We start from the raw sequence: 12,675 nt of genomic DNA on the forward strand, positions 1-12,675 counted from the left end.
AGTGTATGTTTTATAGGGAAGGCGCGCGGCGGCTGCGGCCACAGAGGATTTCGGATTCCGCTTAGTATCTTTGTGTTTGTTTTTGTCAGTTTGTCGATCCAGCGGTAGAGCTCCGCGGCATCTCCAGGGTCTGCAGGTAATGTGGGTGGAGAAAATTCAGCGAGAACAGATGGAATAAAATCGACCAGACGATCCGGTGTCATGCCGTTTACTCATAAATTTCATGGGTGCCATTTAGCTCGCACTTGGCGAGCGTATGTAAATTTTAAATGGCGAAAATATAAAGATTACAGGTCAGCGCTGCATTTTGCGGACTGTGATGTCTTCCTTGTTTTTCGGTTTCAGTGTGATCGTCTCTCCGGAAAACTCCGCCACCGCATCAGTGCGGCTGCAGAATTCGATAATGCCGGCACTGATATTGTCGCGGCCACCACACTGATTGGCATCATCGATAAAGTGATAGACGCATTCTAGAGCAGGTCGGTAGGTGGCCAGTACCCGTTCAATGGTGTGGTCGCTCAGATATTCGGTCAGGCCATCACTGCACAGTAACAGTAGCGCGCTTTCCGTCAGCGTCCAGCTGTTGACGGTCGCCTCCACTTGCTCGGCGACCCCGAGTGCGCGGGTAATGTGATTTCTTACTTGGGACGACTGTGCCTGTTCCGGAGTCAGTTGCCCGCAGTCAATCATCTCCTGTACCACGCTGTGGTCGCGGGTGAGCCTTTGCAGTCCGTAGTTGTTCCATAAGTAGGCGCGGGAATCACCGATGTGGGCGACGATTAAAAAGTTCTGCCAGATAACCGCGGCCACCAGCGTTGTCCCCATTTGTGAAAACTGTGGCCGAGTCCGCTTGGTTTCCAGGATTAAGCGGTTGGATATGCCGATGGCTTCCACCATTGCAGCGCGCAGCATTAACTGCTGTTGCTGCGGTGAACAGGCGAGAAATGTCGAACTGAGCAGTTCGTTCAGCTGTTTTTGCAGTGTGTCGGCGGCAATGGTACTGGCGGTGGCGCCGCCGCTGTAACCGCCCATACCATCGGCAATCACGACATAGGCAAACGGATAATCCGGATCACTATGGCAGCGAATACTGTCTTCATTTTCATCGCGCACCTGACCGATATCGGTGCCTCCGTTGACAGCCAGCCTAATGGGCTCCATGTCTTTCACTGCTCCATGCTGTGTGCTGAAAAGCGAATTTTCGCGCCACGCGCGATAGAAATTCCAGTGGTTGGGCGCGCTAATGTTAACTTGCTAGCGCGTAAGGTTTGAATTTTTTTTGATTCATTTGCAATAATGCCTGTCCCTTCCAGTGATGGATGCGAAGTTGGTACATCTGTACAAACTAAAAAGGATTTTTTGGCAAGATGCCTCGTCTCCCGAGACTCAATCTGATTGATATTCCCCAACATATTGTGCAGGTAGGTCACAACAACCTGCCGTGCTTTTTCGATGATGAGGATTATCAATTTTATCTGGCCAGCCTGCGCAGTGCGGCAGACCAGTATCGGGTTGAAGTACACGCCTATGTGCTGTTGCCAAATATGATTCAGATCATCGCTACGCCCCGGGTTCCGGAAGGAATACCCTCGATGATGCAGTCCCTCGGGCGTCGCTATGTGCAATTTGTAAATCACCGCTACCGCCGCTCAGGTACTTTGTGGGCCGGTCGCTACAAGTCCAGCCTGATCGATTCTGACGCTTACCTGCTCACCTGCTACCGCTATGTCGAGCTGCGCCCTTTGTACATCGGGCTTGCGGATTCCCTGGGGGCCTATGCCTGGTCCAGCTTCAATCACCATGCCAGCACAGAAGACAGTGATGTAATTACCGATCACCGGTTGTATCTCGAGCTCGGAGATACACCGCGTGAGCGTGCGGAAGCCTATCGCAAACTGTTCCGTTATCGCTTTGATCGCAGGTTGCTCGAATATATTGCCGAAACCATCAAGCTAGGGCAGGTGCTGGGTGGCGATGTCTTCAAGGACAAGATCGAGCAGATTGCCAACCAGCGGGTGCGACCGCTGAAACGTGGGCGCCCACGAAAGAGCGCGAAAAAAGACAGCGAAAAACCTGCAGTTCAGATGTTGGATAAAAAGGAATCTGGCGCCGACCGTGAAAGCGTACGGGCTGCCATTGTGGAAATGGAACCAGAATTATGAGCCGGGCATCGATCAACACCGGGAGCGCGATTTTTGGTGAGCGCTCGGCAGCAATCCAGAATGATAATTTGCACGGTGGTGCCAGATCTGCGGGTGCCAAGTTGAAAGTTGCCGTGGTCGGCGATTTCAGCGGGAGGGCCAGCCGTCATCAGTTCGAGCCTGAAACCATCGCCAGGCGGCCCGCCTACCAACTGCGCAAAGACAATTTTGAAATGCTGTTCGAGCGCCTGCAGGTGGGAGTTCAGTTGCCGTTGATGGACGAACCGCTTTGGTTGCTGGAGTTGGACGACCTGCACCCTGACTACCTCTATCAGCGCGTGCCATTGTTCCGCCAGTTTATCGAGCTGGAAAAACGGCTGTTGACACCCACTGAGTTCGAGCACGCGGCGAATGAGATTCGCCAGTGGAATCCGGAACTTCGCGCGCTGGATTGTACAAGCGCAGCGCCCGCCGATGGCGACGCCAGTGCGCGGTCCATGCTGGATGCCATCCTTTCCGGAGAAACCTTTCGCGATCAGTACCAGGCAAGTGCGCAAGGACAGATCGATCAGTTGATCAAGGATATCGTGGCGCCGTACGTGCAGGCTAAACCGGACGCGAATCAGGGAGCATACCTGGATGCCGTTACCGAGGCAGCCTCAGAAGCCATGCGCAAGATCATGCATCACAGTGATTTTCGACAGCTGGAAGCCAGTTGGCGAAGCCTGCATCTGCTACTGCGCCGGCTGGAAGATCATCCCGGGCTCGAGCTGCATCTCATCGATATCAGCAAGGAAGAAATTCTTGCTGACCTGGCGCAGGCGGAAAGTGATCTGGAGCAATCGCAACTGTTCCAGTGCCTGGCAGCGCGGGAGGCGGTCGTTGGCGGTCAGCCCTACAACCTGATCCTCGGCGACTTTTATGTCACCGACGAGGAGCGCGATCTGCACATGCTGATTGATCTCGCCACCATGGCCGAGGCCGCCGGCAGCGCCGTACTTCTCGGGGGTGACAATCGCCTCGCGGGTTGTCCCACTCTCGCCGGTTCCACGGACCCGGACGATTGGCACTATCCCTTTGCCGCGGACTTTGCCGAGAGCTGGCAGGCACTGCGGGAATACCAGTCCTGTGAACACGTCGCCCTCGCCGCGCCTCGCTTCATGTTGCGCCTGCCTTACGGCGCCGACACTGCCAGTACCGAAACCTTTGCTTTTGAAGAGTTGACCCCGGAGCTCGGCCACCAGTACTACCTGTGGGGCAACGGGGCCTATCTGCTGGCGTTGTCCCTGTGCGGCGAATATGTGGAGAAGGGGCGTCCCACTGAAGTGAGCGCAGCCCATTTTGGCGATCTGCCACTGCATCTGCGCAATTTGCCCCAAGGGCAGTGGATGACGCCGTGTGCGGAAGCCCTGATGACCGACCGGGGTGCCGCGCGCTTCCAGTCTGCGGGTCTCAGCACCCTGCGTTCGGTACAGGGGCGCGATGAAATTCTGCTGCCGAAACTGCAATCCCTGTGCGGGACACCGCTAAAAGGGCCCTGGAGTTGAATGAAATGGACCTGCTGCTCTCTGTGGTTGCCGACCCTGAAGGCACCAACATGCTCAAACACACCAAGTTGTTCAAAGCGGACGGCGGCAGTTTTGGCCGCGCCGATAGCAATGACTGGGTCTTGCCCGATCCGCAGCGGGTGGTGTCCTCGCGGCATGGAGAAATAGCTTTTGCCGATAACCAGTATTTCCTGGTGGACCAGAGTACCAATGGAACCTATCTCAACCAGTCGGTTGAGCCACTGGGCAAAGGGAACCGCAGGCCACTGAAAGATGGCGATATCATCGCCGCTGGAGATTACCAGCTGAAAGTGAGTGTTCGCCAACCGCAGCAGGACGCCGGCCTGCCCAAGGGGCTGGGTAGTGCGGATTTCCTCGACAGTGCCGACCGTACCACCTTCAGCTCCGCCGCCGCGGCAAAAATGCAGAGCGCCCAAGAGGCGAAGCAGCTGGACAGCTGGCTCGAGCCTGCTGGCAGCGGTGGCAAAAGCCAGAGTGGCGAATGGGGATATCTGGTTCCAGGCCAGTCCTCGGATTCTTTCGATACTTTTCTCGGGCAGGAGTCTCCCTCAGATCCACTGCGGGCACTGAATCCACCGTCGGGTAGTGTCGACAATGCCTTTGACCCTCTGGGAAGCTTTGGCGGCGAGCACAAAACCGCCGCGCCGAATTCCTGGGGCGACGACGATGCCTGGTGGAAGGATGGCAGCAGTGACGATCACGCGCCCGCCCACAGTCACGCGATGCAGCTCCGTGTAAAGCCCTCGGCATCACCTCAGAAAATACAGTCCGACGTCGATCCCTGGGGTAATGAGGCGCCACAGCCTCCGGCGACTCCTGGCCAGTTTGCGGATTCCATACCTGCTGCTGATCCCTTTGCCGGCATTCTGGCCACGCCGGCTGTCGAGAATGTCGCCGTGGCTCCCCTGCCGGATGCGCACAACCCGTTCGCGGAATCCTTTTCGGCCATTGGTAGTGAGCAGGTACAGGGGGCGCCGGGATTCGAAATGTCTGCTGATCCTGGCTCTGCACCAATTCTGCCCGCAGGACCGACACCAACCGTGCAGCCTACACCGGCCACCTTTGCCGCTGCCTCACGGCAGTTTGCCCCCCTTCCAGGCACCTTGCAGACTCCGCAACCGCAACCGCAACCGCAACCGCAAGCCAGGCCAAATTCTGCAGAAGTAAACGCCCTGCTGGCCGAAAGGCTCGGGCTCAAACTCAGCGCTGAGCAGTGCCGGCAGCTGGACCAACAGAGCGCGGAAATCGTAGAGGAAACGGTTTCCCGGTTGATCGACCTGCTGCGCGCGCGCACCAGTATCAAGAATGAATTGCGCGTGCAGCGCACCATGATCCAGACCGAGGCCAACAACCCGCTGAAATTCAGCGCCACCGCATGTGACGCCCTGGGTGTGATGTTTTCCGGCAGCGGTGCTTTTATGGCTCCGGTAGAGGCGGTGCGTGACAGCTTTGACGATCTCTCTGATCACCAGGTCGCCGTGCTCGCGGGGATGCGCGCCGGTTACGAATCCATGCTGCGATATTTCAATCCTGAACATCTTATACGCCGCAGCGGCAATCAGGGCGGTGTATTTGCCAGCAAGAGCGCGCGCAACTGGGAAAGCTTTGTAGAAATGTACAAAGACCTCAAGAGCGATCCCGAGGCCTGCTATCGAAAATTGTTCGGGGATGAATTTGCATCGACTTATGAAAGTCAGCTTTCGGAGCTAAAAAACGCGCGCAGTTTCAGCAAGGGCTAACTGGATCGAATGCGTAATCCGTCGTGTATAAACATTGAATATCTAAAAAATGCCGACTTTGACTGCGGCAATAAAAACGAAACCGGAGAATGTCGTGAAACTGAATAAACTGCTGCAACTGCTTCTGGTGTCAATGATCACCGTTGCTCTCTGCGCGTGCCAGACCACCCGTCGGACCCTCAATATGGATACCAGCCTGGCACTGGATGTAAATATCGCCAGCGATGTGAATCCCGATAGCGATGGTCGTGCCTCACCGGTGGTTCTCAGGGTGTTCATGCTTGCGGACGACCGCCAGTTTTCCCGCGAGGAATTTCTGAATCTGTACGAAAATGCTCAGTCCCGCCTTGGCAAGGATTTGATCGACACCGTGATCCTGAAGGAATTCGCTCCCGGTGAGCAGCGGGTGGAACAATTGGCACTGACCCCGGAGGTGAGATACATAGGGCTGCTGGCAGAATTCGTGCAGTACCAGCAGGCAGATGCACTGATGCTATTGCCCATTACTGATCACAAGAAAAATACCTACGCAATTTCCCTTGCCGGTACCCGCATGGCTTCCGCAGAAGCACTAGATATGCGTCGCCGCGCAACTGTGGAGCGCGATAAAAAGAAAGATGGGACCGTCACCATATCCAGTGCCGAATACGAACGCCTGCGCAATGCGCAATAGCGCACTGGATTCAGAACAGGTTATTCGTTCCTAACAATAAATTCGCAAGGCAGTTGCCTGGCGCCGCAACAAGGATAGCGTATGTCGGCGAACAACAAGGTTATCTGGAGCGAGGGCATGTTCCTGCGCCCCCAGCACTTCCAGCAGCAGGACCGGTATCTGGAGCAACTGGTGGAGTCCAGGGTTGGTGGGCTGGGGCCCTACACTTGGGGGTTGCTGGAGCTCGCGATCGACAGCGAACCCCTGGCGATGGGAAAGATTTCGTTGTCACGAGTCAGCGGCATTTTCCCCGATGGCACACCCGTGCTGGCACCACAACACGAGCATCTCCCGAACGTACTGGACGTACCAGTGAATACCCGCGATGAAGAGGTTTACCTGTGCATTCCACTAAAACGCCCGGGCAACCAGGAGTCGGTGCGGGATCAGGAAGACTTCCCGCAGGCGCGCTACCAAGCAAGCAATTTCGATGCGCGTAATAGCGCCTCAACCTCCGGTGAGGCGGCGAGAATCCAGGTGGGGAAATTGCGCACCTGTCTCAAACTCGGCAGCGATGACCGGAGCGGCTACGCAGCAATTGCTATTGCTCGAATCCGCGAGCGACAGCCAGAAAAACCAGTAGAACTGGACCCGGAATTTATTCCGCCAATACTGAATGCCGAAGTATCGTCTGTCGTCAAAGCCTATATCGAAGAAGTCAAAGGCCTGCTGGACCACCGTGGCAGTGCGCTCGGCCATCGATTGAGTGATAGTGGTCGCAGCGGTTCGGCAGAGATCGCCGATTATTTGTTGCTGCAGGTGATCAACCGCTTTGAACCACTATTGAAGCAAATCACTGCGCAGCCGAGGTTGCATCCTCACAATCTGTTCCTGGAGTTGCTCCAGCTCGCCGGCGAGTTGTCCACCTTCACTTCCGGCAGCAAGCGGCCACCAGAAATTCCTCGCTACGCCCACGACAACCTGCAACAGAGTTTTACCGGGCTTTTTGCCGTGTTGCGCCAATCCCTGTCAACCGTGCTAGAGCAGACCGCAATCCCGATGGATCTGGTGCAGCGCAAGTTCGGTATTTATGTCGCGCCAATTACCGACCCTTCGCTGGTGAAAACCGCGAGCTTTGTGATGGCCGCTAAGGCGGATATGCCCGGAGACTTGCTGAGAAGTCGCTTCCCGGGCCAAGCCAAGGTGGCACCAGTAGAGGCTATCCGCGAGTTGATTTCTGCACAATTGCCGGGGATTTCCATTCGAGCCCTGCCGGTGGCGCCGCGGCAGATTCCATACCACGCGGGCTTTACCTATTTCGAAATCGAACGCACCGGTGACTTGTGGCAGTCGATGCAGCGCTCCGGTGGCTTTGCGGTGCATCTCGGTGCGGAGTTTCCTGGGCTGAATATGGAACTGTGGGCAATTAGGAACAACTGAACATGAGCAATGATGCCTATACGCCGTTAAATGCCGGCGACCGCACCATCATGATCCCGACTCCCGGTGCAACAGCCGGACGCAGTCAGCAATCGCCGGCCCCTCAGGGGATGCCTGCAGGCGGCGATGCGGCAGATCTGCGCATCCGCAACAGCCTGAACCCGCTGATTTCCGCTGCGTCGAAATTGCTGGGTGCGATCATCAAACTGCGCACCACTATGAACCACAACAATGTTCCGGACCTGCACAAGCGCCTTACCCGTGAAATCCAGAATTTTGAGCGGGACGCCAAGCAGTTGTCGCTTACGCCGGAAACGGTACTGACTGCGCGTTATCTGCTGTGCAGCGTGGTTGACGAAATTGTGCTGTCGACCCCTTGGGGTGCCGCCAGCGGCTGGAGCCAGCACTCACTGTTGAGCTTGTTTCACAAGGAAACTTCCGGCGGCGAAAAATGTTTTCTTATCCTGCAGCGGACGCTGGAGACCCCTGGAACCCACCTGCAATTACTGGAGCTCTTCTACCTCTGCCTGAGTCTCGGTTTCCAGGGCAAGTACCGGTTGGTGCAGCGCGGATACGAGCAGTTGGAGCAGATCCGTGAAAATCTCTATCGCACCATTGAGAGCCATCGACCGGCCATGGAGCGGGATCTGTCACCGCACTGGGAAGGCTGCGTCGAGCGCAAAACGCGCCTGATTCAGTACGTACCGATGTGGGTGATTGCCAGTGTCGTACTGGGTGTACTTGCCGCAACATTCAGTGGTTACCGTTGGTGGCTGTACCAGAGTGCTACTCCCGTGGCGGCGGAAATACGCGCGCTGACGGAAACAGGCCAGGTGCCACTCGCCGAACTGCGCTGAACACGGGAATTGATATCTCCGGCGACATCCACGTCGGGATCTGGAGCATTGCATGAAACGCTTGGCCAATTTTTTTTCCAGTAAATGGGTACTTGGGCTAATCGGGCTACTCGCCCTGTCACTGCTGATCTGGTTTGGTGCCGACTACATCAAGTTCGGAAGTGACAACGCCACGCTTTCCAGCGGTGTGCGCATCACCATCATTGTTTTCCTTTTCGCTATCTGGCTGGTATGGAACCTGAGCCAGTGGATGGTGGAGCGGCGCCAGAACCAGGCGCTGATCGAGAGCATCGAGTCTTCGAAGGAGGAAGAGTCCCTGGACCCGGACCGGGAACGCAGCCAGGAAGAACTGGTGGCGTTGTCCGAGCGCTTTCGAGAGGCGATGCAGGTGTTGCGCAGGGCTCGTTTCAAATCCCAGCGCGGCAAGGTCTCTCTGTACCAGTTGCCCTGGTACATTATTATCGGCCCGCCCGGCTCCGGTAAGACCACCGCACTGGTCAATTCCGGACTGGAATTTCCTCTCTCCCAGAGTCATGGAAAGGAAGCCCTTGGCGGTGTCGGCGGCACCCGCAATTGCGACTGGTGGTTTACCAATGACGCGGTGCTGATTGATACCGCAGGGCGTTACACCACTCAGGACAGCCACCGGGTTTACGACAACAGTGCCTGGAAGGCGTTTCTGAATTTATTGCAGCGCTACCGTCGTCGTCGCCCAATCAATGGTGTTCTGGTGGCCATCAGCCTGCAGGACCTGATGGTGCAGACCACAGAACAGCGTACACATCAGGCCAAGACCATCCGTACGCGCATCAATGAACTTCAGCAGCAGCTGGGCATTCGATTCCCCATCTATCTGACCTTTACCAAGAGCGACCTGGTGGCAGGGTTCAGTGAGTTTTTCGACAATCTGTCGCAGGCTGAGCGGGAACAGGTATGGGGTGTGAGTTTCCCGGAAGAAGCTAGCACAGCTGGCGGTGCGCCGATCGACGATTTCGCACGGGAGTTTCAAGGCTTGATCGAGCGCCTCAATCAGCGGGTGCTGTGGCGCGTTCATCAGGAGCGCAATGTGGAGCGACGCGCGCTACTACAGGGCTTCCCCGCGCGCATGGAAGGATTGCAATCGGTGTTGTGCGACTTCGTCAAGCAGACCTTCAGCCCGAATCGCTACGACACCGTACCCATGGTACGTGGTGTGTATTTCACCAGCGGCACGCAGGAAGGCAGCCCCATTGACCGCATGATGGCCACGGTGAGTGCAGACTTCGGGCTAGAGCGGGAAGTGGCACAGAAATTCCAGGGAGTGGGTAAAAGTTACTTTCTGCACCGGTTGCTCAAGGATGTGGTTTTCCCTGAAGCGGATCTTGTGGGTGTCAACCGCCGGTTGGAGAGTGCCACCCGCTGGTTGCGCGGCGCGGTGTATACCGCCTCTGGTGTGGTGTTTGTCGGTGCACTGTTCCTGTGGACCGGCAGCCTCGCCCAAAACAAAATGTATATGAACGAGGTGCGCGATAACATCGCCGAATTCGAACAGGCGCGCAAAGAATTCAGTGCACGCCGTTTAACACCACCGGACAGCCTGCGGATACTGGAGCCGCTGTACAACGCGTCCCGTGTTTATCAGAAAGAAGAGCATCCCTGGCTTGCCAATCTCGGATTGTACGACGACCGTGTGGATGCGGCTGCGGATTCGCTTTACCGGGAGCAGCTGCAGCAGACATTCCTGCCCGCGCTGCTGCATATGCTAGAAACGGATCTATCGCGTCTCGACGCCAGTGATCCCACGTTGACGCATACACTCAAGACCTACTTGATGTTCTTCACTCCGGAAAAGCGCGATCTTGCCGTCTTGACGGAGTACTTCAGTTCGGGCTGGTCGCGTCAAATGTCCGGGGAGGCGACAAAACAGGAGCAGTTACTGGCGCATATGCAACGCCTTTTCGACGCACCGCTGCCAGAAAATTTGCAGCCCAACGACCGTGTAGTCGCAAGTGCCCGTCAGCAACTGCGTCGGATACCCGTGCCGCAGCGCCTGTACGCGCAAATGCAGCGTAGTGAACTCGGTAGCACCCAGATCGACCTTTACGGAGATGTAGGAGGTGATACCGCGCAGCTGTTTGGCGTCGAGCCAGCGGACAGCCGCTTTCATATCCCGTACCTGTATACCAAGGCAGGTTACAAGGAAATGGAGTTCGGCGCGGACTCGCCACTGCTGGACCAATTGGCTGATGAACGCTGGATCTACGGTGGCGAGCTGAGTGGGGAAGATTTCGGCAGTGAAGACAAGGAAAAGCTCGGAGAGGAGGTCAAACGGATTTACCTTAATGAGTACCAACAACGCTGGCAGCAGTTTATCAACAGCTTTTCCATTCGTGGGTTTCAATCCACCGGACAAGCGCTAGACGTGCTGTCAAAACTAGCGGATCCGGTGTACTCACCGCTGCTTGCGATTGCCGAAATTACTGCGGATAACACCAGTCTCACCGCGCGCCCAGAGCTGCCGGCAGACGCTAGTGGTGTTGCCCTGCCGGTATCGAGTAATACTCGCCGCCTGGGCGCAGCCGCTGTCAGCGGTGCTGCGGGGGCTCTTGCCGATAGCTTCCAGCCCACAGTAGTGGACTTGCGTTTTGAAGAGCTGCAGCGTCTGACTCGAAGCGAGAAAGGCCGCCCGGCACGAATTCAGGAATACCTGGCCAGCATCAATCAAGTACAGGAGTATCTGGCGGAAATTGATAGCGGCGTGGACCCGGATGAAGCGGCGTTCGGAAAGGCCAAGGCCCGTTTTAGTGGCGCCGGCGATGCAATCAAGCAATTGCGTATCAAGGCAGCGAATGCGCCGGCACCCATCGACAAGTGGTTGGAAGAAGTTGCCGATGGCACTTGGTCTCTGGTCATGGCAAAAGCCAAGCGTCATGTCGACAAGGTATGGCGTGAGCAAGTGTACAGCGTGTACAGCCGTAGTCTCGCCGACCGCTTTCCGCTGAGAACCGGTGTCGAACTCGAAGCTCCAGTGTTGGAGTTCAATAGCTATTTCAAACCCGGCGGTATCGAACAGCAATTCGTGCAGCAATACCTGCAGCCATTCGTGGATACTCGAAGCTGGAAATTGAAGTCACTTGAAGGCCAGAGTCTCGGTATTACTTCAGGTGCAATTACCCAAATGCAGCGCGCGGAGCGTATACGTAAAACCTTGTTCACTGAGGGAGAGCAGGCTGGATACGCATTCCGTATCGAGCCGACAAAACTGGATTCCAGTGTGCGTCTTTTTGCTTTGGAGTTAGGTGGGCAACGCGTCCCATACTCGCACGGCCCGCGTACCAGCAGCAAGCTGGACTGGAAGGGCGGTGAATCGAATCGCGTGCGAATTATTTTTGAAGATTTGAACGAAACGGTGCACCGCCAGCATTTTGAAGGTGACTGGGCTTGGTACCGCCTTTTGCTCAATTCCGAAGTCGAGCGTGGGCGCAGCAGTAATGAATACCTGGTTACCTTTCGTGAGTCTGGGCGGGCGGCACAGTTCCGCCTTTCCGCCAACGGAGTCAACAATCCGTTTGACCAGGCTCTACTGGCCAGCTATCGCTGTCCGCAAGTTCTTTGAGAGCATCGCCCATGGCGCAAAAAGGATTGTTCGGAAAGCTGCCGGCACATGGCGATTTTGTGCAACGGAATCTTCCCGCAAGCTTCGTCACCCCTTGGGACGAGTGGTTGCAGCGTGCAGTTCACGGCTCGAGGGAGCTGGTGGGTGAGCGCTGGTTAGAGTACTACCTGACAAGTCCCATCTGGAGATTCGCCTTATCGGCGGGTGTCGTCAACCAGTACGCTTGGGCTGGTGTGCTGGTTCCGAGTGTAGATAGTGTCGGGCGTTATTTTCCCGTCACATTGGCAGTACCATTGCCAGCAATCAGTAATCCATTTGAAATTCAGGTCAGGGCTGAGAACTGGTATGGCGAACTCTCCAACCTTGCTGTGAATGCTTTGCAGAATACGCTGTTAGCCGATCAGCTGCTGGAGTGCTTCCCAACATTTAGCACGCTGGCGCAAAAAGAAACAGTGTTAGAGCAAGGGGCAAAATTAATGAAGGTGCTAGGTGAGAATTCCATCGTTGATGCCTATCCATCTTTACTTGAGCGACTTTGCAAGGAACATTGCGCGAGTTTCAGTCTTTGGTGGTGTGCGGGCTCACAATTTTTGGCGCCAGTTACCATGTTAAGCGCCGGGCTTCCGGATCCGTTGGAATATGTCAGCATGTTAGGTGCACCTAAATCCCATTGGTAGTGACGG

9 protein-coding genes are annotated in these 12,675 nt (G+C 56.0%); 8 read left to right on the forward strand and 1 reads right to left on the reverse strand.

Translation table 11 applies throughout. From position 1 onward, the window contains the following. Positions 1–294: 294 nt before the first annotated feature. Complete coding sequence (locus VIL80_RS13515) at positions 295–1,161, reverse strand: Stp1/IreP family PP2C-type Ser/Thr phosphatase (RefSeq protein WP_332036621.1); 867 nt, start codon at positions 1,159–1,161, stop codon at positions 295–297. A 206-nt stretch (positions 1,162–1,367) separates the two neighbouring features. Between VIL80_RS13515 and VIL80_RS13520 the strand changes: the two genes are divergently transcribed. From VIL80_RS13520 to tagF, 8 genes are all read left to right on the forward strand, one after another. Next, positions 1,368–2,162 (forward strand): transposase, encoded by a 795-nt coding sequence (locus VIL80_RS13520; RefSeq protein ID WP_332036622.1) that lies wholly within the window; start codon positions 1,368–1,370, stop codon positions 2,160–2,162. After that, positions 2,159–3,688 (forward strand): type VI secretion system contractile sheath domain-containing protein, encoded by a 1,530-nt coding sequence (locus tag VIL80_RS13525; protein ID WP_332036623.1) that lies wholly within the window; start codon positions 2,159–2,161, stop codon positions 3,686–3,688. The genes VIL80_RS13520 and VIL80_RS13525 overlap by 4 nt, the downstream gene beginning before the upstream one ends. A 5-nt stretch (positions 3,689–3,693) precedes the next feature. Further along, positions 3,694–5,448, forward strand: coding sequence for a type VI secretion system-associated FHA domain protein TagH (gene tagH, locus VIL80_RS13530; RefSeq protein ID WP_332036624.1), 1,755 nt, complete (start codon positions 3,694–3,696; stop codon positions 5,446–5,448). A 94-nt stretch (positions 5,449–5,542) separates the two neighbouring features. Continuing rightward, positions 5,543–6,121 carry a type VI secretion system lipoprotein TssJ gene (tssJ, locus tag VIL80_RS13535; RefSeq protein WP_332036625.1) on the forward strand — a complete coding sequence of 193 codons (579 nt, stop codon included), beginning with the start codon at positions 5,543–5,545 and terminating at the stop codon, positions 6,119–6,121. Between the two features lie 81 nt (positions 6,122–6,202). Then, positions 6,203–7,540, forward strand: a complete 1,338-nt coding sequence (gene tssK / locus VIL80_RS13540) for a type VI secretion system baseplate subunit TssK (protein ID WP_332036626.1) — start codon at positions 6,203–6,205, stop codon at positions 7,538–7,540. A 2-nt stretch (positions 7,541–7,542) separates the two neighbouring features. Beyond that, complete coding sequence (icmH, locus tag VIL80_RS13545) at positions 7,543–8,397, forward strand: type IVB secretion system protein IcmH/DotU (RefSeq protein ID WP_332036627.1); 855 nt, start codon at positions 7,543–7,545, stop codon at positions 8,395–8,397. 52 nt (positions 8,398–8,449) lie between these two features. After that, positions 8,450–11,992, forward strand: coding sequence for a type VI secretion system membrane subunit TssM (tssM, locus tag VIL80_RS13550; RefSeq protein WP_332036628.1), 3,543 nt, complete (start codon positions 8,450–8,452; stop codon positions 11,990–11,992). Positions 11,993–12,003: 11 nt separating this feature from the next. Then, the gene (gene tagF, locus VIL80_RS13555) at positions 12,004–12,669 is read left to right on the forward strand and encodes a type VI secretion system-associated protein TagF (RefSeq protein ID WP_332036629.1); all 666 of its coding nucleotides are present in this window, start codon (positions 12,004–12,006) and stop codon (positions 12,667–12,669) included. The last annotated feature ends 6 nt before the right edge of the window (positions 12,670–12,675 follow it).

The organism is Microbulbifer sp. (assembly GCF_036563125.1).
Lineage (GTDB): Bacteria > Pseudomonadota > Gammaproteobacteria > Pseudomonadales > Cellvibrionaceae > Microbulbifer.